Origin of the sequence: Spongiactinospora sp. TRM90649 (assembly GCF_029382225.1) — a bacterium.
Classification (GTDB): Bacteria; Actinomycetota; Actinomycetes; order Streptosporangiales; family Streptosporangiaceae; genus Spongiactinospora.
Map to the genome: position 1 here is coordinate 79,637 of NZ_JARLTC010000010.1, position 20,582 is coordinate 100,218.

Below are 20,582 nucleotides of genomic sequence, written 5' to 3' on the forward strand. Positions count from 1 at the left end.
GTTGTACAACGTTTCGCCCGCTTTCTCCGTCTGTAGGTACAGGCATGCAATTCCCGAGCGTGCCTTCCTACGGGGAGAGGAAGTACCGATGTTGCGACGCACCGTCGCGGCGACCGTCGCGGCTGCGGCAGTGGGGGCCTTCGGGCTCGTCACCGCCGCTCCCGCGATGGCCGACAACCCGATCGACGTAGGCGAGACCCATCTCTCGTTCGACGCCGGACCGGAGCCGATTCACAAGGGGCGCACGCTGTCCCTGCGGGGCCGGCTCAAGGTCGAGTGCAGCGACGACTACGTCGACGGCTTCACCTACGTGATCAAGTCCGACTCGTGCGAGGACTACGAGAAGTGGCACCGCCTGGGCTGGAAGCGGATCGACATCCTCTTCCAGGCGAAGGGGTCCTACCGCTGGCAGCACGTCCAGACGGTCAAGACGCGCGGTGACGGGTCGTTCTCGACCGCCGTCGAGGCGCGCTGGTCGGGCACCTGGCGGGCCGTCTTCCGCGGCGCGCAGCACCTCGACGCCGCCGAGGCCAGCGACTACGTGCAGGTCTACGGCGGTCGTCACCACCGCCACCACAGCCACCGCTGACGCGTACGCGGCGGAGATGACGGGACGCCCGGCCCCCCGGTGCCGGGCGTCCCGTCTTCATTCGCGCGGACGCCCGCCGCGGATTTCGTGCCGGGATACCTGACCGGGGCTGACAGGTAGGACCGGCACCATGGCCGGTATGACAACGGCGAACGGTGTCTTCGACATCGACGAATGGGACGCGCGGCCCTATGACCAGGGGGCAGAGGGCCCGAAGCTGGCGCGCGTCCATGTGGGCAAGACCTTCCGCGGCGACCTGGAGGGCACGAGCACGGCCGAGCTCCTGACCGTGGTGACGGCGGACGACGCTCCGCTGGCGTACTGCGGGATCGAGCGGTTCGACGGGACCCTGGGGGGCCTGCGGGGCACTTTCGTCCTCCAGCACACCGCCACCGCGTCCGGCGGTGGGAGCGAGCTGGCCTGGGCGATCGTGACGGGCAGCGGCACCGGCGCGCTCGCGGGAATCACGGGCACCGGCGGCATCGACGCGGATTCGGACGGCGGGCATACCTACACGCTGGAATATCGCTTCGAGTGATCGCGGGCCCGGGGGCGGGCGCGGGCGTGGGATGACTCCTGAATTATCGGCTGATCGACACCTGGACCGGCGCGAGCCTCGCCCCACCCGGCGCCATCGTGCGTGGTGGGGGAGGAGTTGTCCTGATTGGCATGATAAATGCATTCAAATCAGATGCATTTATGGCATGGGCACCACAATGCAGCGCCGGAAAATCGCGGTAGCCGATTTCCCGGCGCTTGAGCGTGGCCGGAGAAGCCGATGCTAATGTCTTCTCGTTGCAATTCGGCTTTTCGATCCCTGCGCGAGACAAGGCCCAAGGGATGCCAGCAAGATCTGTCTCCGGCCCCGCCCGGACAGAGCACACGTCAGTCACCGCCCCCTTCACCGGATCCGGTGAGATCGTCCGCTCACTCCGCGAGATCGACTGGGCGGCCACGCCCATGGGAGAACCGACCTCCTGGCCCGAAGGGCTGCGCATCGGGGTGTCCGTCAGCCTCGGCGCCGCCGTTCCGATGGCGCTCTTCTGGGGCGACGACCTCCTGCAGATCCACAACGACGCCTGCGTCCCCCTCCTGGGCGACACCGGTCGCGAAGGCGCCCTGCTGCGGCCCGCTCCCGCCTGCTGGCCCGGCCTCTGGCCCGCCCTGAGCCCGCTCGCCGAACGCGTGACGGCCGAAGGACGCGCGGAGACCCTGGCCGGGCAGGCGCTGCGGGTCGGGGGCGAGGACCGCCTCTTCACGATCTCCTGCGGCCCCCTTCCCGGTCCCGGCGGTGCCGTCGGCGGCCTGCTCTGCACCTTCCGCGACACCACTCACGACCCACCCTCCGCCGCGCCCGCCCGTCCACCCGACCGGACGGCCCGCGGGGAGCCGGGCGTGAGCGCGCGGCGGCGTCCCCGCCCGCCGCGCCGCGCACCCGGCCCCGAGGAAGACCGGCCGGGCCCCGGCTCTTCCACGCGGCCCGCGCCCTCCGGGGCTCCCTCGCCGTCCCTGCCGCCCGTGCCGTTCGGCCCCCGCGACCGGCGGGTGCTGCTCGTCGTGGACGACCCGGAGATGCGCGACTACCTGGAGCGCGTCCTCGGCGAGCACTGGGCCACGCGCTCGGCCGACGACGGCAGGGAGGCGATCGACCTGGTCAGGTCGGGAGAGTTCGGCATGGTCCTGGCCGACACCGACACCCCGCGCGCCGACGGCGTGGATCTGATCAGGGAGATCCGCGCCGACTCGGCGACCGAGTCGCTGCCGGTGCTGCTGCTCTCGCCGCGCGCCGGAGACGACCCCGCCGCCGACGGCAGGCGCACCGGGGCCGACGACTACCTGATCAAGCCGTTCTCCAGCCACGAACTGGTCACCAGGGTGGGCGCCCACCTGATCATGGGGCGGCTGCGCCGCACCGACGAGATCCACCTGTCGCCCGCCGAGGAGCGGTTCCGCGCCGTCGCCGACGCCGCGCCCGCGCTGGTGTGGGCCGCCGACGGCACCAGGCGCTGCGAGTTCGTCAATCGCGCCTGGCTCGACTACACCGGGCGCACCGCCGAGCAGGAGCTCGGCCTCGGCTGGGTCGAGGGCGTGCACCCCGACGACCTGCACCTGATCTCCGGCACCCCGCACGACGAGTTCCTGCGGCGCGGCCCCTTCGAGGTCGAGTACCGCCACCGCCGCGCCGACGGCTCCTACGGCTGGCTGGCGGTGCGCGGCGTCCCCAGGGCGGGCCCCGGCGGCGAGTTCGCCGGGTTCGTCGGAGCCTGTGTTGACATCACCCGGCGCAAACGGCACCAGGAGCGGCTGAGCGTGCTGGCCGAGGTCACTTCGGGGCTCGACGCCGCCGGGTCACTGGGCGAGCGGCTGACGAGAACCGGTTCCATCCTGGTCGCCCGGTACGCCGGTCAGTGCACGGTCGAGGTGTGCGACCCCGACGGCAGGCCGTCCAGGCTGATGCACGCCCGCGCAGGGGCCGGCCTGCCCGAGGTCCGGGTGCCGGGCGAGGCGCTGGAACGCTGGCTGGAGACCGGCGCCCGGCCCGGCGCGCCCGCCCCGGCCCCCGTGCCGGGCGCGCGCGACGCGCCCGGCACGCTGATCAGCCCGATCACCGTCCAGGGGCGCGTGCTCGGCGCGCTCACCCTGGTCGGCGCCGAGGGCCGCCCGCCGTATGAGGGCGACGACCGGGTGGTCGCCGCCGAGCTGGCCAGGCGGCTGGCCCTGCACCTCGACTACGCCCGGCTGCTGCACGTGGAACGCCTGGCCAGGCGCACCCTGGAGTCCGCCGCCGCGCGCGGCGCGCGGTTGCAGGAGATCACCGCGAGCCTGTCGCGGGCGCTGACGGTCGAGCAGGTCGCCGACGCCGTGGCGGCCCACGCCCGCACCGTGATGGACGCCGACGCCGTGGTGGTCATGCCCGTCAAGGGCCGCTCGCTGACCACGGTCGCCGTCGCCGGGGCCGCCGACGACGCGGGCTGGATCTCCGAGCTGGCCGGGGGGGCCGACCATCCGCTGGCCTGCGCGATGCGCGACCGCACCCCGCGCTGGCAGGCCGACGGCACCCGCGCGCTGGCCTCGCTGCCGCTCGCCGTCGGCACCGAGGTCGTCGGCGGCCTGGCCGTCCGGCTGCCCGAGCCCCGCGAGTTCACCGCCGCCGAGCAGGAGGAACTCACCGCGATCGCCGGCCTGGGCGCCTACGCGCTGCAGCGCGCCGGGCGCTTCGACGTCGAGCACCGGATGGCGGCCACGCTCCAGCGCAGCCTGCTGCCCGACCGGCTGCCCAGCGTCCCCGGGATCAGCACGTGGGCGAAGTACCTCACGGCCAGCGCCGAGGTCACCATCGGCGGCGACTGGTACGACCTGGTCCCGCTGGAGGACGACCGGGTCGCCGTGGTCATCGGCGACGTCTCCGGGCACGGCGTCTCGGCGGCGGCCGTCATGGGCCAGGTCCGCAGTACCCTGTCCGCCTACCTCCTGGAGGGCCACGACCCGGCGGGGGCGCTGGCCAAGACGGCCAGAATGGCAGGCACCCTCGAACCCGACCTGATGACGACCGTCTGCTGCGGGGTCCTGCACCTGTCGACCGGCCGGTTCGACCACGCCAACGCCGGGCATCCGCCGATGATCGTGCGCTTCCCCGACGGCCGGGTCGAGTCGCTGCGCAGCGAGGTCGCCCCGCCGCTGGGCGTCGGCGGCCCCGACGACTACCGCTCCTTCACCGAGACGCTGCCGCCGGGCTCGACCATCGTGCTCTACACCGACGGGCTGGTGGAGCGCCGGGGCGAGCCGATCGACGTCGGCCTGCGCCGGCTCTCGGCCACGCTGGCCTGCGCCCCGGCGTCGCTGGAGCGGCTGGGCGAACGGCTGATCTCGCTGGTCGCCCAGACCGGCAATGACGACACGGCGGTGCTGCTGGTGCGCACCAGCGGGTCGCCGCTGGCCTTCGAGCTGGAGTTCCCGGCCGCCCGTGACAACCTGGGCGAGCTGCGCCGGAGGCTGTCGCGCTGGCTGCGGGTGGCCCACCTGTCCCGGCTTGAGGAGTACGAGTTCCTGCTGGCCTGCAGCGAGGCCGTCGCCAACGCGGCCGAGCACGGCTACCGGTTCCGCGGCGGGCCGATCACGATCAGCGGGCGCGTCACCGCCAGTGTGGTGACGATCAGCGTCCGCGACGGCGGCGAGTGGCGCGAACCCCGGGCGTCCGACCGGGGCCGGGGCATCTCGCTGATGCGCGCCGTCATGGACTCGGTGACGATCAGCTCGACCGACGGGGGTACCACCGTGGTGATGAGCCGCCGGTTACGACGCAAGGACCTGGCGTGAGCCCCCGGCCGCCGGCGCCGAGGTTCGTGATCCGCGCCTCCGCCGACCGCGCCGAGCTGGCGGTGCACGGCGAGCTCGACGCCTCCAACACCGTCGAGCTGCACGACGCCGTCAGCCGGGCCGGGCCCGGCCACGGCTTCTGCGTCATCGACCTGACCCGCGCGACCTACCTCGACAGCGCGGGCATCAACACGCTGTTCCGGCTGCACCGGGAGCTGACCAGGGCTGGCATCCGCCTGCACCTGGTCGCCCCGACCGGCTCGTGCCCGCGCTACGCGCTCAACCTGGTCTGCGCGCACGACGTCATGCCGGTGCACGACGGCATCGCCGGGGCCCGCGCCGCGGTGAACGGCGGCGGGTGCTGAGCGCCGCTCAGGCGAGCAGGTTGACCGCCGCGCGGAACACCGGCGGCAGGCGCTCGGCCGCCGGGACGATCACGTTCTCCGCGCCCGGCATCCGCCGGGCCAGCAGCAGCCCCTCGGTCAGCAGCCGGTGCCGCCGCGAAAGGCGCCGCCACGCCGCCTCGTACGCCTGCGGACGGCCCGCCCGCAGGCACGCGACCAGCGCCCGGGCGGACAGCACGGCCAGCGAGATCCCCTCGCCGGTGAGCGCGTCGGTGTAGCCGGCGGCGTCGCCGACGAGCAGCACCCGCCCGGCCACGCGGGTCCTCGCCCGCCGTCGCAGCGGCCCGGCGCCGCGCACCCTGCCGTCGGGCGGGCCGGTCAGCCGGGCGAGTAGTCCGGGAAAGCGCGCCAGGTGCTCCTCGAAGCCGCGGCGTTCGGAGCTGAGCACGGCCACGCCGACCAGGTCGTCGCCGACCGGGGTCACGTACGCCTCGGCGCCGGACGCCCAGTGGACCTCCACGAAGTCGGTCCACGGGGCGGTCCGGTAGTGGCGGCGCTGGCCGTACCTGCGGGGGCGGGTGTCGGGGAGGTCGAGGCCGAGCGCGGCCCGCAGCGGCGAGTGCAGGCCGTCGGCGGCGACGAGCCACCGGGCGCGCAGCCCGGCGGCGCGCACCGACCCAGGCTCCTGCCGCAGGTCGCCGACCCGGTCGCGGACGACGCGCACGCCCAGTTCCTCGGCCCGGCGGTGCAGGGCGGCGTGCAGCGCGGTGCGCCGCACGCCCAGCCCGGGGCCCGCGCGGAAGGGGGCCTGCGCCCGGTGGGCGGGGGAGAGGTAGCGGATGCCGCGCAGCGGCCTGCCGTCAGGCGCGACCCCCATCGACCGCAGCACCAGGGCCCCGGTCGGCATCAGCCCCTCGCCGCAGGCCTTGTCCACCGGGGGCTCCCTCGGTTCGACCACCACGGCCTCCATCCCGGCGAGCGCGGCGTGGATGGCGGTGGCCAGCCCGGCCGGGCCGCCGCCCGCGACCAGCAGGTCGATCACGGTGACGCCGGAGCCGCCCCGGCGGTCAGCGCGGCCTCCTCACCGCGGATCCGCACGACCATCAGCAGGGCGTTGAGCACGGTGAAGGTCAGCGCGGTCACCCACGCGCCGTGCACCAGCGGCAGCGCGGCGCCCTCCACGGCCACCGCGACGTAGTTGGGGTGGCGCATGAGCCGGTACGGCCCGCCGCCCACCAGCGGCAGCCCCGGCACGACCACGATCTGGGTGTTCCACTGATGCCCGAGGGTGCGCACGCACCACCAGCGCAGCGCCTGGGAGGCGAGCACCAGGCCGAGCATCGGCCAGCCCAGCGCGGGCACGAAGGGCCGCCCCGCCCAGGCGACCTCCGCCAGGCAGCCGGCCAGCAGCCCGGTGTGCAGCACCACCATCCACGGATAGTGGCCCCGCCCGGTCACCACGCCGCCGCGTTCGAGGCTCCAGCGCAGGTTGCGGCGGGCGACGACGAGTTCGGCCAGGCGCTCCGCCCCGACCAGCAGGACCAGGACGAGATACCCGATCGGCATGCGGAAACCCTATGCCCTTCCCTACCAGCGGAGCAGGACCAACTCGGCGCAGAATCCCGGGCCCATCGCGATCAGCAGCCCGGGGGAGCCGGGAGGCGGCGGTGGGCGCAGGTCGAGCGTGTCGCGCAGCACGTGCAGCACGGAGGCCGAGGACAGGTTGCCCACGTCGGCCAGCGACCGCCAGGTGACGTCGAGGGCCCCGGGCGGCAGCCGCAACGACTCGGTCACCGCCTCCAGCACCCGCGGGCCGCCCGGATGGCAGACCCAGGCGGTGACGTCGGCGGGCGTGAGGCCGTGCTCGGCGAGGAAGGCGTTGACGTCGTCGGCGAGGTAGGCGCGCACGACGTCGGGGACGCCCGCGTCGAGCACCACCCGAAAACCGCTGTCGGTGACGTCCCAGCCCATCACCCGGTCGGAGCCGGGGTAGAGGCGGGCCCTGCTGGCGACGATCCGCGGGCCGGTGTCGTGCCCGGGGGCCTGGTCGCCGCGCACCACGACGGCCGCCGCACCGTCGCCGAACAGCGCGCCCGCCACCAGGTTCGCCATCGAGGCGTCTTCACGCTGCAGGGTGAGCGAGCACAGTTCGACCGACAGCAGCACGGCCACGTGGTCCGGCCAGCCGCGCAGGTAGTCGTACAGGCGGCCGAGGCCGGCCGCCCCGGCCACGCAGCCCAGGCCGAACACCGGGACGCGCTTGACGTCGGGGCGCATGCCGAGCAGCCCGGCCAGCCTGGCGTCCACCGAGGGCGCGGCGATGCCGGTGACGGACGTGAACATGATCATGTCCACGTCGCGCGGGGTGATCCCGGCGGCCTCAAGTGCGGCTTGGACGGCCTCCGCGCCGAGTTCCAGCGCGGTGTCGATGAAGACCGAGTTGGCCCGGCCGAAGCCGTCGATCTTGGCGTAGTCCTCCAGGGGCAGCGCCAGGTGGCGATGCCCGACCCGGGCACCGGTGTGCAGTCGTCTAAGGAGCCGCCGGTCGGCCCCCAAGGGCAGGCAGACCTCGGCGAACGCCTCGGTGATCTCGTGCTGGGGGTATCGGTTGGCCGGGAGGGCTCCCCGGACGGCGGCGACTCGCGGCATCTATGGCACTTCCCCCGCTTCAAGGTCAACGATTTTCAGCGTACGTCGCGATTCCCGGTATTCAGCGGGTTACGCCCGTGCGGCGCGTCGCACGGGCGAGATCGGAGACCTACGATCGGCTGGGTGACGACGATCGCGCCGGGGCGCCTCGCAGGTCTCGCGGGCGCCTGCCACCCGGGGCCGACGGTGGCGGTGACCGGTCTGGTCACCGCGCTGGCGGCGATCGCCGGGCGCGACCCCGCCGGGTGCGCGCTCGTGGCGGCGGCGGTGCTGGCGGGCCAGCTCTCCGTCGGGTGGAGCAACGACGCGGTCGACGCCACGAGAGACGCGGCGGCGGGCCGTACCTCCAAACCGGTCGTGTCGGGCGCGGTGCGCGCGGGCGCGCTGTGGCGGGCCGCCCTGATCGCGCTGGCCTGCTGCGTGCCGTTGTCGCTGGCCTCCGGCGTCGAGGCGGGGGCGGCGCATCTGGTCGGCGTCGCGGCGGCGTGGGCCTACAACCTCGGGCTGAAGGCGACCGCGCTGTCCTGGCTGCCGTACGCGGTGGGCTTCGGCTCCCTGCCCGCGTTCGTGGCGCTCGGCCTGCCGGGGGCCCCGTGGCCGGCGTGGTGGGCGGTGTCGGCCGCCGCGCTGCTCGGGGTGGGCGCCCACCTGGCCAACGTGCTGCCCGACATCGAAGACGACCTGGCCGCGGGCGTGCGCGGCGGGCCGCAGCGGCTGGGCGCCGGCCGGGTGCGCGTGATGCTCCCGCTGCCGTTGCTGGCCGCGACCGTGGTGCTGGTGGTCGGGGCCGACCTTGGGGCCGCCGGGTGGGCGGGGCTCGGGGCAGCCCTGCTGCCGGCCGGGGCGGGCATCGCGGCGGCGCGGCGCAGTCCCCGCGCGCCGTTCTGGGCGGCGGTGGCGGTGACGGCCGTGGACGTGGCGCTGCTGCTCGCCGCGGGCGGCGACATCACCCGCTGACGGCCCGGCGGGGGAGACCGGGCTCAGGGACGGCTGGCCGCCAGCCGCACGCCGAGCGCGATCATCGCCGTGCCGGTCAGGGCGTCGATCACACGGCGCACGGCCGCGCGAGCGAAGAGCCTGCGCAACGCGCCCACCAGGTTGGCCAGCGACAGGAACCACACGCCGTTGACCGCCAGCGCGACCATCGCCAAGGCCACGATCTCGGCCGCGCCCGCGCCGGGGCCCAGGAACTGCGGCATCAGGGCGACGAAGAACAACGCCGCCTTGGGGTTGAGCGCGTTGCAGAGCAGCCCCTCGCGGAAGGCGGCCCAGCCGCCGCGCACGGGCTCGCCGTCCGGTTCGCCGGGCTCACCGCCGCCGCGCGCGGCCGAGCGCAGCGCCTTGACACCGAGGTAGAACAGGTAGGCCGCCCCGACCACCTTGATCACGGTGAAGGCGACCACGGACGCGGCCACCAGCGCGGCCACGCCCGTCGCCGCCGCGCAGACCCAGGCGAACACGCCCGCCGCGATGCCCAGGGCGGCGGCCATCCCGCTGCCCCGCCCCGAGACCGCCGAGCGGCGCACCACGACCGCGAAGTCGGGACCGGGGGTCATCGACCCCAGCATCACCACGCCGCCGAACGCGGCGGCCTGCGCGATCGATGTCATCGTCGCCCCCATCGTTCGATGTCTGATTCGCACAGTATCGCGGAGACCGTCCCCGGGGCGCACCGGCAAATCGGCGGGGTCAGCCCTTGTAGTTGAAGATCTGCCGCAGCGTGTGGCGCACCTCGACCAGGTCGCGCTGGTCCTCCATCACCTGGTCGATCGACTTGTACGCCTCAGGATGCTCGTCCACGAGCGCCGAGGCGCGGTCCTCGTTCCAGGTGCGGCCCTTCATCGCCTGCTTCAGCGACGTCGCCGTGAGCTGCCGCTTGGCCTGGCCACGCGACATCCGCCGCCCCGCGCCGTGCGCGCAGGAGTGGTAGGAGTCCGGGTTGCCCCGCCCGCGGACGATGTAGGAGCGGGCCCCCATCGAGCCCGGGATCACGCCCTCGTCGCCGGTGTCCGCCTTGATCGCGCCCTTCCTGGTGATCCACAGGTCCTTGCCACCGTGGGTCTCCCGCTGGGTGAAGTTGTGGTGGCAGTTGATGGTGCGCCGCCTGGTGCCCTTGCCCGCGATCCGGAACAGGGCGTTGACCAGCACCGCGTCCATCCGCGCCCGCGACGCCATGGCGTAGCGCTGCGACCACAGCATGTCCTGGGTGTAGGCCTCGAACTCCGGGGTGCCCTGGGTGAAGTAGGCCAGGTCGGGGTCTTCCAGGCCGACGCCCCGCTCGCGCATCAGCCGCTTGGCCCCCGTGATGTGCGCGGTGGCGAGCTGGTTGCCGATGCCGCGCGAACCGGAGTGCAGCACCGTCCACACCCGGTCTTCCTCGTCGAGGCAGACCTCCACGAAGTGGTTGCCGGACCCGAGGGTGCCGAACTGCGCGGAGACCTTCTTGGACTGCTGGGGCGTCAGGTCGGAGTGCGGGAGCCCCAGCTCGGCCAGCGCGCGGTCCATCGACGGGTCGTCGTGGCCCTTGCCGACCCCCGCCGGGATGCGCCGCTCCACCAGCGGCATCAGGCGGTCGAGACCGTCGGGCAGATCGGACGCGACCAGGGAGGTCAGCGTGGCGATCATGCCGCAGCCGATGTCGACCCCGACGGCCGACGGGATGATCGCGCCTTCGGTCGGGATCACGGATCCCACCGTCGCGCCGATCCCGACATGGGCATCGGGCATGAGCGCCACGTGACCGGAGACGATGGACATTCGGGCCGCACGGGCGGCCTGGACGATCGCGCCCTCGTCGATCTCGCTGGCCCATGACAGGAGATTGGGCGCCGGCTGGTTCGGCATGGGGTTCAGTGTGCCCATGCGGGCGGCCGTATCCCACTGGTTTTTCGGTCGGAGGCACCCTTGACCGGTGCTTGACATGGAGCGGGCTCCAGCACCCAGGATGGCTCGGCGTGAGCACACGACTGATCGCCGACGTCAGGGTGAGCCCCATCGGCCTGGGTGCGATGCCGATGTCGGTCGCCGACCACATGCCGGACGAGAGGCAGTCGATCCGCACCGTGCACGCCGCACTCGACGCGGGCGTGACGCTGATCGACACCGCCGACGCCTACACCCCCACGCACCTGGAGATCGGGCACAACGAGCGCCTGGTGGCGAAGGCCCTCGCCACCTGGCCGGGAGGCCCCGGCGAGGTCCTCGTGGCCACCAAGGGCGGCCACGTCCGCACACCGGACGGCGGCTGGGCCGTGGACGGCAGGCCCGCCCACCTGCGGGCGGCCTGCGAGCGCTCGCTGAAGGCCCTGGGGGTCGAGGCGATCGGGCTCTACCAGCACCACCGGCCCGACCCGGCGGTGCCGTACGAGGAGACCGTCGGGGCGCTGCGCGACCTGCTGGACGAGGGGAAGATCCGGCTCGCGGGCATCTCCAACGCCGACCCGGGCATGATCAGGACGGCGTACGAGATCCTCGGCGGACGGCTGGCGAGTGTGCAGAACCGGTACGCGCCCGGCTTCCGCTCCAGCGAGCCGGAGATCGACGTCTGCGGCGAGCTGGGCGTGGCGTTCCTGCCGTGGGCGCCGCTCGGCGGGATCGGGGCGGCGGGCGCGCTCTCCGGTCCCTTCGCCGAGGTGGCCGCCGAGCGCGGGGTCTCGCCGCAGCGGGTGTGCCTGGCCTGGCATCTGGCGCGGGCGCCGTTCGTGATCCCGATCCCGGGCGCCAGCCGTCCCGAGACGATCCTGGATTCCGCCGCCGCCACAGAGCTGTCGCTGTCGGAGTCGGAACTCGCCAGGCTCGGCTGACGCTCCTCGCCGCCCCCGCCTCGCTGACCTGGCGCGATGTCGGATTCGGCGGGTCGCTTGTCGGCGCGGGGCGTGTGCAGCATGGTGGGGCACAGCGGGATGGATGCCGGGAAGGACATAGGCTTCCCGTAATCTTCCTGTAAGTCTGGAGGTGAGGCCCGTGCTGCAGGACTCTTTCGGCCGGGTGGCCACTGATCTGCGGGTGTCGCTCACGGATCGGTGCAACCTGCGGTGCACCTACTGCATGCCTCCCGAAGGGCTCGAATGGCTGCCCAAGCCCGAGCTGCTCACCGCCGCGGAGATCGCCAGGCTGGTGGCCATCGGCGTCGAGCGGCTGGGCATCACGGAGGTCCGCTACACGGGTGGTGAGCCGCTGCTCCGCCGCGAGCTGACGGAGATCGTGACCCGCACCGCCGCGCTGCGACCCCGCCCCCAGATCTCGCTGACCACCAACGGCATCGGCCTGGCCCGGCTGGCGGGCCCGCTGAAGGATGCCGGGCTCGACCGGGTCAACGTCTCCCTCGACACCCTCGACGCCGGCGTCTTCGTGCGGCTGGCCCACCGCGACCGGCTCCCCGACGTCCTCGCCGGGCTGGAGGGGGCCGCCGCGGCCGGGCTGCTGCCGGTGAAGATCAACGCCGTGCTGATGCGCGGGGTGAACGAGCACGAGGCCGTCCCGCTGCTGTCCTGGTGCCTGGAGCGCGACTACGAGCTGCGGTTCATCGAGCAGATGCCGCTGGACGCCCAGCACGGCTGGAGCCGCGCCGACATGGTGACCGCCGACGAGATCCTCGGCATGCTCTCCCGCGAATTCGACCTCACGCCCGCCGACCCCGGCGAGCGCGGCAGCGCCCCCGCCGAACTGTTCCTGATCGACGGCGGCCCGGCCAGGGTCGGCGTGATCGGGTCGGTCACCAGGCCGTTCTGCGGGGCCTGCGACCGGGTGCGGCTCACCGCGGACGGCCAGGTGCGCAACTGCCTGTTCGCCACCGAGGAGTCCGATTTGCGCGGGGCCATGCGCGCCGGGGCCACGGACGACGAACTGGCCGAACGCTGGCGGGTCGCGGTCCGCCGCAAGCGGGCGGGGCATGGCATCGACGACCCCAGCTTCCTGCAACCGGCCCGTCCGATGTCGGCCATCGGCGGCTGAGCGCGCCGTGCGCCCCGCCGCGGCCGTGACCTACGACGCGGTGCTGCTGGCGGGCGGGCGTGCCCAACGGCTGGGCGGGCGCGACAAACCCGGCATGTCCGTCGGCGGGCGCACGCTCGTCGAGCGGGTGGCCGCCGCCGTCCCCGACGCCGCGCGGCTGATCGTGGTCGGGCCGGACCGGCCGCTGCCGGGCGCGATCTTCACCCGGGAGGACCCGCCGGGCGCGGGTCCGGTGCCCGCGCTGCGCGCGGGCCTCTCCATGGCCGTGTCGCCGTGGCTGGCGCTGCTGGCGGCCGATCTGCCCTACCTGTCCAGGGAGCACGTGGGCGGGCTTCTGGAGGCCGCCTCGGGCCGTGCGGGGGCCGTTCTGCTGGACGACGGCGGGCGCGAGCAGTGGCTGGCCGGTGTGTGGCGGAGGGAGATCCTGCGCGCGGCCCTGTCCGCGTACGGCGGGCGCTCCCTGCACGGCCTGCTCTCCCCGCTCCGCCCTGCCGGTCTCGTGACCCAGGGGTCGCCGTGGTTCGACTGCGACACAATGGACGATCTACGGCAGGCGAGACGAGGAGCCGAGATGAACGTGCTGGCCGAATGGACCGCTCGGGTCTGCGAGGAGCTCGGGCTCGACCCGGCCGAGGTCGAGCGCGACCTGGTGCTCGACCTGACCAAGGACGTGGCCCACGGCGTCGCCCGTCCGGCCGCGCCGCTCACGGCCTACCTGCTGGGCCTGGCCGTGGGGCGGGGCACCGCCCCGGCGGACGCCGCGGCCAGGCTGTCCGCGCTGGCGGGGGAGTGGGAGCGATCGAGGCCCGCCCAGGACGGCGAAGCCGGTTGACGCGGGCGAAATCGAAAACTTTTCGAAAGACCAGGAAAAGCCCCGAAAAGGGCGACGCCGGGTGGTTACGGGGGCAAACCACCCGGCGTCGCGTCATCGGCGTTCCGACGGGGGCCCGGAACGCCGGCACCAGCGCCCTGACGGGGGACCAGAGCGCTTGGCTAAAGCGTACACCTACTACCCATAGGATGCGTCAAGAGTTAGTCACGACCCGATCTCGCGACGGTGCCGTGGTATCTCGTTTTGGTTAGCTTCCGGCTCCCACTGGGCGTCCGTGTCGTCCTTGGCCCGCTCGTTGGCACCGATCACGGCAACGTACGGCAAAAACACCGCGCCGGCGATGAACAGGGCCCTGATCGGCCACGGGGCGTCCACCACCACGGCCAGGACCAGGCAGATGGTCCGGATCGCCATCTGGATCAGATAGCGCTTCTCCCGGCGGCCGATGTCGTCGCTCAGCGAGGACCGGGCATCGGTCACCGCGTGCACGACCGGCTTGCGGTGCCAAAGCTTCACGTTATCCACGGTAGACCTCCGGTCGGCCGGGCGTGCTCGGGGCATGATGGTGGCATGGGGGATCGAACGTATCGGGTGACGGAGATAGTCGGGACTTCAGGGGAGAGCGTTGATCAGGCCATCCGAAATGGCATACTGCGCGCTTCCCAAACACTGCGGCATCTCGACTGGTTCGAGGTGACCGAGATCCGCGGCGACATAACGGACGGCGAAGTGGATCGCTTCCAGGTCGGACTGAAAGTGGGCTTCCGGCTGGAGGACTCCTGAGCGGAGATCCGTTCCGCCGACCCGCCGAAGTCCGTCGCGGACACGCCGTTACCGCCCGGGACGGCGACGCCTCGGCCCGGTCCCGCCGCGCGGGAACCGGGCCGGGTTTCGCCAAGGGCGTAGCGCTAGTTCGCCTGACTGACCGTCGACATGTTGAAGTCGGGCACCCGCAGCGGCGGCATGATCGTGCGCGTGAAGTAGTCGTTCCACTCGCGCGGCAGCGTCTGCCGGCTCGCGCCGACCTCGGTGAGGCGGCCCAGGAGGTCTACTGGGCTCTCGTTGAAGCGGAAGTTGTTCACCTCGCCGACGACCTCGCCGCGCTCGACCAGGTACACGCCGTCCCTGGTCAGGCCGGTGAGCAGCAACGTCTGAGGATCGACCTCGCGCATGTACCACAGGCAGGTGACGAGCAGCCCCCGCTCGGTGTCGGCGATCATCTCCTCCAGGGAGCGCCCGCCGTCGGGGCCGGTCATGATCAGGTTGTCGATGGGCGGGGTGGTCGCCAGCCCGGTCAGCTCCGCCGAGTAGCGGGTCTGCAGCAGGTTGGCCAGCCTGCCCTCGGAGATCCAGTCGGTCGCGCTCAGCGGCAGGCCGTTGTCGAAGACCGAGCTGTCCCTGCTCGAAGCATGCGCCACCACGAACGGGGCGCACTGGATCCCCGCCGCAGCCGGATCGCTGCGCAGCCGCACCGGCGTGCGCGACAGCGCCTCGCCGACCCTCGTGCCGCCGCCCGCACGGGAAAAGACCGTACGGCCGTCGGCCGCGTCACGGGCCCCAGCCGACCAGTACATGTACGTCATCAGGTCGGCCACCGCCGTCGGCGGGAGCAGCGTCTCGTAACGGCCCGCCGGAAGCTCCACGCGGACCTCGGCCCAGTCGAGCCGCTGGGCCAGCGAGGCGTCCAGCCCGGCGACGTCCAGCCCGGCGAAGTCGCGGGTCGCCACGCCCGTCCAGGCCGAGCGCTTCATGTCCGGGGACTTGGCGTTCAGCTCCAGACGGCCGGTCGGCTGGTCGTGGCGGAGCCGCAGGCCGCTGGAGGAGCCGACGAACGTGCTGGTGAGGGTGTGCTCGGCGAAGCCGTACAGGCGCCTGCCGCCCGCCTCGGCCGTGGCGAACGCGTCGCCAAGCGCGGGCGCCAGCTCGCCGAAGACCCCGATCGAGGTCTCCGCCGCAGGATCGGCCCAGCCGGGCGACACGCCGTCGCCGACCAGCGCGCGGGCGTCCTCGGCTGGCGTCGCGTCACGCGCCGCCGCGTCGGCGGCGGCCACCACGTCGGCGAGCTGCGCGTCGGAGCGCACCGCCGCGCGGGAGACCACGCCCACGCCCCCGCCGGACACCGAGATCACCGTCAGCCGCGCCGACCGGGCCACGCCGTTGGTGGTCAGCGTGTTGCCCGCGAAGCGCAGGTTGGCGGTGGACCCCTCGTCCACGATCACGACGCGGTCGTCGGCGCCCTCGCGTTCCAGCGCCCGCTCGACCATCTCCTGCGGGGTCATCACTTCCCACCCTCCTGCACGGTGTTGAGGATCCGCACGCCGCGGAACAGCGCCGACGGGCACCCGTGGCTGACCGGCGCCACCTGTCCAGGTTGCCCCTTGCCGCAGTTGAACGCCCCGCCCAGCACATAGGTGCGCGGACCGCCGACCGCCTCCATGGACCGCCAGAAGTCGGTGGTGGTCGCCTGGTAGGCCACGTCGCGGAGCTGGCCGTCCAGCCTGCCGGAGGTGATCCGGTAGAAGCGCTGGCCGGTGAACTGGAAGTTGTACCGCTGCATGTCGATCGACCAGCTCTTGTCGCCCATGACGTAGATGCCGCGCTCCACGCCGGAGATCAGCTCCTCGGTCGTGGGACCGCCCGGCGCGGGCTTCAGCGAGACGTTGGCCATCCGCTGGATCGGCATGTGACCGGGGGAGTCGGCGAACGCGCAGCCGTTGGACCGGCCCAGCCCCTTCATCAGCGCCATGCGCCGGTCGAGCTGGTAACCGGTGAGCACGCCGCCGGTGACGATGTCGAACTCCCGCGTGGCCACGCCCTCGTCGTCGAACCCGACGGTCGCCAGGCCGTGCTCGGCCGTGCGGTCGCCGGTGACGTTCATGACCGGCGAGCCGTAGACCAGCTCGCCCAGCTTGTCGAAGGTGGCGAAACTGGTGCCCGCGTACGCCGCCTCGTAGCCGAGCGCGCGGTCCAGCTCGGTGGCGTGCCCGATCGACTCGTGGATCGTAAGCCACAGGTTCGACGGATGGATCACCAGGTCGTAGTCACCGGCCTCGACCGAGGGCGCGGCCAGCTTCTCCGCGAGATGCACGGGCAGCTCGGCCAGCTCCGCGGGGAAGTCCCAGCCGGTGCCGGTCAGGTACTCGAACCCGCGCCCGGCGGGCGGCGCCAGCGTGCGCATCTCCTCGAACCGCCCGTCGGCGGCCTTCATCGCGCTCAGCACCGGGTGAACCCGCACCCGCTGCTGGGTGGTGGTCGTGCCCGCGCTGTCGGCGTAGAACTTCTGCTCCTTGACCTGCATCAGCGAAGCCTGCACATGGTCGGCCGAGCCGAGCAGCCCGCCCGACCAGTCGGCCAGCAGCGTCACCTTCTCGTGCAGGGGCACGTCGAACGGGTCGATGTCGTAGGCCGACACCCACGTGACGTCGCCGTGCACCGGCTCGGCCGCGAGTTCGATGCGCTCCCGGTTGACCGGCGCCGCCACCGAGGCGACCTCCACCGCCTGCTCCGCCACCCGCTCGGCGGCCTCCGGAGTCAGGTCGATGCCGGCCGCGAACCCCCACGTGCCGTCCTTGACGACCCGGACGGCGTAGCCCAGATCGTCGGCGTCCATCGAGCCTTCCAGCCGGGCGTCGTAAAGGCGAAGGGTCTCGGCACGGACTCGCTCCAGGCGGAAGTCGGCGTGTTCGGCACCGAGGTCGCGGGCGCGCTGCAACGCCGCGTCCGCCAGCCGCCGCAAGGGCAGCGCAAGGAAATCTGGATCGATCTGGCGCATGTCAACGATCCTAACCGCGTGATCTTGTCCTCCCCGGACAACTCGGCTACCGGCCGGTAGGCGCTAACGTCGCATGCATGAGTCGTTCTGTTCTCGTCACCGGCGGCAACCGCGGCATCGGCCTCGCGATAGCCCGCGAGCTCGCCGGCACCGGCGACGCCGTCGCCGTGACCTACCGCTCAGGAGAGCCCCCCGAGGGCCTGTTCGGCGTCCGGTGCGACGTGACGAGTACGGCCGACGTCGACGCCGCCTTCGGCAAGGTCGAGGCCGAGCACGGCCCCGTCGAGGTGGTCGTCGCCAACGCCGGGGTCACCAAGGACACCCTCCTGGCGATGATGAAGGAAGAGACCTTCGCCGACGTCGTCGACACCAACCTGACCGGCGCCTACCGGGTCGCCAAGCGCGCCACGCGCGGCATGCTGCGGCTCAGGCGCGGCCGGATCATCCTGATCTCCTCCGTGGTAGCCATGCTCGGATCGGCCGGGCAGACCAACTACGCGGCCTCCAAGGCCGGACTGATCGGCTTCGGCCGCTCCCTGGCCCGCGAACTGGGCTCGCGCGGCATCACGGTCAACATCGTCGCCCCCGGCTTCGTCGAGACCGACATGACGGCCGCCCTGGACGAGACGCACCAGGAGCAGATCCGCAAGAGCATCCCACTGGGGCGATACGCTTCGCCGGGCGAGGTCGCCCGCGTGGTCAGGTTCCTCGCAAGCGACGAAGCCGCCTATATCACCGGGGCGGTCATCCCGGTTGACGGCGGCCTGGGAATGGGGCACTGAGGTGGGAATTCTCCAAGGCAAGCGGATCCTGGTGACGGGCGTCCTGACCGACTCCTCGATCGCCTTCTCGGCGGCGAAGATCGCTCAGCAGGAGGGCGCGAGCGTCGTGCTCACCGGCTACGGCCGACTCAGCCTGGTCGAGCGGATCGCCAAGCGGCTGCCCGAGACACCGCCGGTCATCGAGCTCGACGTGCAGAACGAAGAGCACCTCGGCTCCCTCGCCGAGCGTGTGGGCGAGCACGTGGACGGCCTCGACGGCATCGTCCACTCCATCGCCTTCGCCCCCCAGACCGCCCTGGGCGGCAACTTCCTCAGCACCCCTTGGGAGGACGTCGCCACGGCGGTGCACGTCTCCACCTACTCCTTCAAGTCGCTGGCCGTCGCGTGCCTGCCGTTGATGAAGGAGGGCGGCGCGATCGTCGGCCTCGACTTCGACGCCAGCAAGGCGTGGCCCGTCTACGACTGGATGGGCGTCGCCAAGGCCGGTCTTGAGTCCTGCGCCCGCTACCTGGCCCGCGACCTCGGCCCGCAGGGCATCCGCGTCAACCTGGTCGCCGCGGGCCCGCTGCGCACGATGGCCGCCAAGAGCATCCCCGGCTTCGCCGAGTTCGAGGACAGCTGGCCCCCGCGCGCCCCGCTCGGCTGGGACCTCTCCGACACATCCCCGGCCGCCCGCGCCTGCGTCGCCCTCATGTCCGACTGGTTCCCCGCAACCACCGGCGAGATCGTCCACGTAGACGGCGGCGTCCACGCCATCGGCAGCTGACCCCCACCGATCAACCCCCGGCCGGTGCCCAGCACCGGCCGGCCGCTTTTCCCTCCCCCGATCACGCGCCCCACACCACCGCACTTCCCACCAAGGCGGCCACGCGCCGTGAGTTGGGCGGTCCGACGCCGCCCACTGCCGTACAGGGAAAGTGGGCACTCCAGGGATGCTCGTACTCCTTGGCCTGCTCCGGTCCGCCGTCCGCCACATCCCGCGATGTGGCGATGCCTTCTTACTCGCGCGGCCGGTCGGCCGGTGTGTTCCGGGCTCTGGATTGGGTTGCCGTGTCCAGGCGGCCTACCAGCGGCGACAGCGTCGGGCGAAGCCCGACACCAGAAAGAACGCCCCAGCGCAGCGAGGCCGAGCCTCCGGCCGGTGGTCGTGCCGGGGTGGTGGGGGCGGACGTTGCGCCGGGGGCCGGATGCGGTGCCGGTGGGTGTCGCGGGATGTAGGGGTTCCCGCGCGTTCCTCCTGGTGCTCGCATACGGCGTTGGGCTGGTGCGTCCGTGTTTCGGTGTCGTCGGCGGTTCAGGCGAGTTTGTGGCGGCTGTTGCGCGGCCCGTGGGCCGGTTCGAAGGGGATGGAGTCGGGGCGTTGTTCGCGGGCCCGCCGGGTGTGGCTGATGCGGGCCGCGAGGATGGCCGACAGCAGGAGCCCGGCCGTCAGGACCGTGCCAAGCAGGTCGGAGTGCCGGTCGGGCGGGACGATGGGTTTGCCGCCCTCGACGTGCAGCGGCAGCGGGTCGCTGTAGGGCCACAGCGGCTCGAATCTGGGCGTCTCCGGGTCTACCGGAGGCGGTTTGACCCTGTGTTGCGTCTCCACCGAGTGGGTGCGCCGCGTGGGCGGCGGGGGCGACTGGACCGTGATCACTTCGGCTCTGTCGTCGCGTTCCCGCTCGCCGCTGGGCGAGGGGCTGGGGAACGGCGTGGGCGAAGGGTGCAGCGGCGCGGGGGTCGCCCCCGGGGTGCGGTTCCGTTTGCCCGATGGGGCCGGGCTGGGTGTTCGCGCGCACCCGCCCGTGGTCACCAGTGGCAGGCACAGGCCGTCGATCGGGTCCGTCGGACGGTCGCGGCGCGGCCCCGTGGGACGGGACGGCGGTGGCGTCGGGCCCGGTGTGGACGGCTGCGACGTTGGCGACGCCCTGTCGCCTTTTCCGCCGAGCAGTTTGTCGCCCGTGTCGTCGACGTCCTTCGTCACCGGTTTCAGCCGGTTGTCGGTGAGGTCGTCGACCACGTCGGTGACGCCGTCGACGAACCCGCACAGGTCTTCCGCCAGGTTCGAGACCAGGCCGTTCTCCTTCGGGTCGCACCCGGGCCCGGGTAACGCCGCCGCGGCGGGTGAGCCCACCGTGACGCCGCCCAGCGCGAGCAACATCGTGCTCGCCGAAACCGCGGCCCTTCGCCTTCCCCTCCCCATGAAATTCCCCCTCCGCGTCACGCCAGGACGTGCGCGGCGCACGCGCGCCTTCGTCGCGGCTCGCCGCCGCGCAGCCGTGGCAGTCATCTGTGGGTTACCCCTCAGTCACCCAGTTGACAGTGTTGTAAACTCGCCCGGTTTTTTAGCGGAAAGTTGCGATTC

General features: G+C 72.8%; 20 protein-coding genes. 11 read left to right on the forward strand and 9 right to left on the reverse strand.

Annotated elements, in window-relative coordinates:
* Window positions 1–88 precede the first annotated feature (88 nt).
* The 4 genes from P3X83_RS14220 (at window position 89) to P3X83_RS14235 (ending at window position 5,271) form a co-directional block, all read left to right on the forward strand.
* Window positions 89–589: a hypothetical protein gene (locus P3X83_RS14220; RefSeq protein ID WP_277305497.1), complete on the forward strand. Its 501-nt coding sequence runs from the start codon at window positions 89–91 to the stop codon at window positions 587–589.
* A 139-nt stretch (window positions 590–728) separates the two neighbouring features.
* Window positions 729–1,127, forward strand: a complete 399-nt coding sequence (locus P3X83_RS14225; RefSeq protein WP_277305498.1) for a DUF3224 domain-containing protein — start codon at window positions 729–731, stop codon at window positions 1,125–1,127.
* Between the two features lie 302 nt (window positions 1,128–1,429).
* The gene (locus tag P3X83_RS14230) at window positions 1,430–4,906 is read left to right on the forward strand and encodes a SpoIIE family protein phosphatase (RefSeq protein ID WP_277305499.1); all 3,477 of its coding nucleotides are present in this window, start codon (window positions 1,430–1,432) and stop codon (window positions 4,904–4,906) included.
* Complete coding sequence (locus P3X83_RS14235; RefSeq protein ID WP_277305500.1) at window positions 4,903–5,271, forward strand: STAS domain-containing protein; 369 nt, start codon at window positions 4,903–4,905, stop codon at window positions 5,269–5,271. Before P3X83_RS14230 ends, P3X83_RS14235 begins: the two co-directional genes overlap by 4 nt.
* Before the next feature lie 7 nt (window positions 5,272–5,278).
* Here the strand turns inward: P3X83_RS14235 and P3X83_RS14240 are convergent, their stop codons facing one another.
* Genes P3X83_RS14240 through P3X83_RS14250 form a run of 3 tightly spaced genes read right to left on the reverse strand, consistent with a single transcriptional unit; the run spans window position 5,279 to window position 7,899 of the window.
* Complete coding sequence (locus P3X83_RS14240) at window positions 5,279–6,292, reverse strand: NAD(P)/FAD-dependent oxidoreductase (protein WP_277305501.1); 1,014 nt, start codon at window positions 6,290–6,292, stop codon at window positions 5,279–5,281.
* Window positions 6,289–6,816 (reverse strand): isoprenylcysteine carboxylmethyltransferase family protein, encoded by a 528-nt coding sequence (locus P3X83_RS14245; protein ID WP_277305502.1) that lies wholly within the window; start codon window positions 6,814–6,816, stop codon window positions 6,289–6,291. Before P3X83_RS14245 ends, P3X83_RS14240 begins: the two co-directional genes overlap by 4 nt.
* Before the next feature lie 21 nt (window positions 6,817–6,837).
* Window positions 6,838–7,899 (reverse strand): 3-oxoacyl-[acyl-carrier-protein] synthase III C-terminal domain-containing protein, encoded by a 1,062-nt coding sequence (locus tag P3X83_RS14250; protein ID WP_277305503.1) that lies wholly within the window; start codon window positions 7,897–7,899, stop codon window positions 6,838–6,840.
* Between the two features lie 123 nt (window positions 7,900–8,022).
* On the opposite strand from P3X83_RS14250, the gene P3X83_RS14255 reads away from it, so the two are divergent.
* Window positions 8,023–8,856 carry a UbiA family prenyltransferase gene (locus P3X83_RS14255; protein ID WP_277305504.1) on the forward strand — a complete coding sequence of 278 codons (834 nt, stop codon included), beginning with the start codon at window positions 8,023–8,025 and terminating at the stop codon, window positions 8,854–8,856.
* Between the two features lie 23 nt (window positions 8,857–8,879).
* Here P3X83_RS14255 and P3X83_RS14260 read toward each other — a convergent pair whose 3' ends face one another.
* Window positions 8,880–9,509, reverse strand: a complete 630-nt coding sequence (locus P3X83_RS14260; protein WP_277305505.1) for a LysE family transporter — start codon at window positions 9,507–9,509, stop codon at window positions 8,880–8,882.
* A gap of 79 nt (window positions 9,510–9,588) precedes the next feature.
* Entirely contained in the window at window positions 9,589–10,743 is a 1,155-nt protein-coding gene (locus tag P3X83_RS14265) for an RtcB family protein (protein ID WP_277305506.1), read from the reverse strand.
* A gap of 110 nt (window positions 10,744–10,853) precedes the next feature.
* Between P3X83_RS14265 and P3X83_RS14270 the strand changes: the two genes are divergently transcribed.
* From P3X83_RS14270 to P3X83_RS43315, 3 genes are all read left to right on the forward strand, one after another.
* On the forward strand, window positions 10,854–11,702 hold the full coding sequence (locus P3X83_RS14270; protein WP_277305507.1) for an aldo/keto reductase: 849 nt from the start codon (window positions 10,854–10,856) through the stop codon (window positions 11,700–11,702).
* 160 nt (window positions 11,703–11,862) lie between these two features.
* Window positions 11,863–12,852: a GTP 3',8-cyclase MoaA gene (moaA, locus tag P3X83_RS14275; RefSeq protein WP_277305508.1), complete on the forward strand. Its 990-nt coding sequence runs from the start codon at window positions 11,863–11,865 to the stop codon at window positions 12,850–12,852.
* A gap of 7 nt (window positions 12,853–12,859) precedes the next feature.
* Entirely contained in the window at window positions 12,860–13,684 is an 825-nt protein-coding gene (locus tag P3X83_RS43315) for an NTP transferase domain-containing protein (protein ID WP_346742710.1), read from the forward strand.
* Between the two features lie 204 nt (window positions 13,685–13,888).
* Here the strand turns inward: P3X83_RS43315 and P3X83_RS14290 are convergent, their stop codons facing one another.
* The gene (locus P3X83_RS14290) at window positions 13,889–14,200 is read right to left on the reverse strand and encodes a DUF3099 domain-containing protein (RefSeq protein ID WP_277305509.1); all 312 of its coding nucleotides are present in this window, start codon (window positions 14,198–14,200) and stop codon (window positions 13,889–13,891) included.
* A 54-nt stretch (window positions 14,201–14,254) separates the two neighbouring features.
* Here P3X83_RS14290 and P3X83_RS14295 point away from each other — a divergent pair, with 54 nt between their 5' ends.
* Window positions 14,255–14,467 carry a dodecin gene (locus tag P3X83_RS14295; protein ID WP_277305510.1) on the forward strand — a complete coding sequence of 71 codons (213 nt, stop codon included), beginning with the start codon at window positions 14,255–14,257 and terminating at the stop codon, window positions 14,465–14,467.
* A gap of 125 nt (window positions 14,468–14,592) precedes the next feature.
* On the opposite strand, the gene P3X83_RS14300 is transcribed toward P3X83_RS14295, so the two are convergent.
* Together P3X83_RS14300 and P3X83_RS14305 are read right to left on the reverse strand one after the other, a co-directional pair.
* Window positions 14,593–15,963: a metallopeptidase TldD-related protein gene (locus tag P3X83_RS14300; protein ID WP_277305511.1), complete on the reverse strand. Its 1,371-nt coding sequence runs from the start codon at window positions 15,961–15,963 to the stop codon at window positions 14,593–14,595.
* Window positions 15,963–17,456, reverse strand: a complete 1,494-nt coding sequence (locus tag P3X83_RS14305; protein ID WP_277305512.1) for a TldD/PmbA family protein — start codon at window positions 17,454–17,456, stop codon at window positions 15,963–15,965. The genes P3X83_RS14300 and P3X83_RS14305 overlap by 1 nt, the downstream gene beginning before the upstream one ends.
* Window positions 17,457–17,533: 77 nt before the next feature.
* Between P3X83_RS14305 and fabG the strand changes: the two genes are divergently transcribed.
* Window positions 17,534–18,238, forward strand: a complete 705-nt coding sequence (fabG, locus tag P3X83_RS14310; RefSeq protein WP_277305513.1) for a 3-oxoacyl-ACP reductase FabG — start codon at window positions 17,534–17,536, stop codon at window positions 18,236–18,238.
* Between the two features lies 1 nt (window position 18,239).
* Complete coding sequence (fabI, locus tag P3X83_RS14315) at window positions 18,240–19,004, forward strand: enoyl-ACP reductase FabI (RefSeq protein ID WP_277305514.1); 765 nt, start codon at window positions 18,240–18,242, stop codon at window positions 19,002–19,004.
* Between the two features lie 528 nt (window positions 19,005–19,532).
* Here fabI and P3X83_RS14320 read toward each other — a convergent pair.
* Complete coding sequence (locus tag P3X83_RS14320; protein ID WP_277305515.1) at window positions 19,533–20,378, reverse strand: hypothetical protein; 846 nt, start codon at window positions 20,376–20,378, stop codon at window positions 19,533–19,535.
* Window positions 20,379–20,582: the final 204 nt, after the last annotated feature.

What these genes read in the sequence shown, in the direction of transcription:
- fabG (WP_277305513.1), top strand. Translation starts at nt 17,534, where the DNA reads ATGAGTCGTTCTGTTCTCGTCACCGGCGGCAACCGCGGCATCGGCCTC.
- P3X83_RS14220 (WP_277305497.1), top strand. Translation starts at nt 89, where the DNA reads ATGTTGCGACGCACCGTCGCGGCGACCGTCGCGGCTGCGGCAGTGGGG.
- P3X83_RS14250 (WP_277305503.1), bottom strand. Translation starts at nt 7,899, where the DNA reads ATGCCGCGAGTCGCCGCCGTCCGGGGAGCCCTCCCGGCCAACCGATAC.
- P3X83_RS14305 (WP_277305512.1), bottom strand. Translation starts at nt 17,456, where the DNA reads ATGCGCCAGATCGATCCAGATTTCCTTGCGCTGCCCTTGCGGCGGCTG.
- P3X83_RS14295 (WP_277305510.1), top strand. Translation starts at nt 14,255, where the DNA reads ATGGGGGATCGAACGTATCGGGTGACGGAGATAGTCGGGACTTCAGGG.
- P3X83_RS14230 (WP_277305499.1), top strand. Translation starts at nt 1,430, where the DNA reads ATGCCAGCAAGATCTGTCTCCGGCCCCGCCCGGACAGAGCACACGTCA.
- P3X83_RS14320 (WP_277305515.1), bottom strand. Translation starts at nt 20,378, where the DNA reads ATGTTGCTCGCGCTGGGCGGCGTCACGGTGGGCTCACCCGCCGCGGCG.
- P3X83_RS14265 (WP_277305506.1), bottom strand. Translation starts at nt 10,743, where the DNA reads ATGCCGAACCAGCCGGCGCCCAATCTCCTGTCATGGGCCAGCGAGATC.
- P3X83_RS14225 (WP_277305498.1), top strand. Translation starts at nt 729, where the DNA reads ATGACAACGGCGAACGGTGTCTTCGACATCGACGAATGGGACGCGCGG.
- P3X83_RS14245 (WP_277305502.1), bottom strand. Translation starts at nt 6,816, where the DNA reads ATGCCGATCGGGTATCTCGTCCTGGTCCTGCTGGTCGGGGCGGAGCGC.
- P3X83_RS14300 (WP_277305511.1), bottom strand. Translation starts at nt 15,963, where the DNA reads ATGACCCCGCAGGAGATGGTCGAGCGGGCGCTGGAACGCGAGGGCGCC.
- P3X83_RS14260 (WP_277305505.1), bottom strand. Translation starts at nt 9,509, where the DNA reads ATGACATCGATCGCGCAGGCCGCCGCGTTCGGCGGCGTGGTGATGCTG.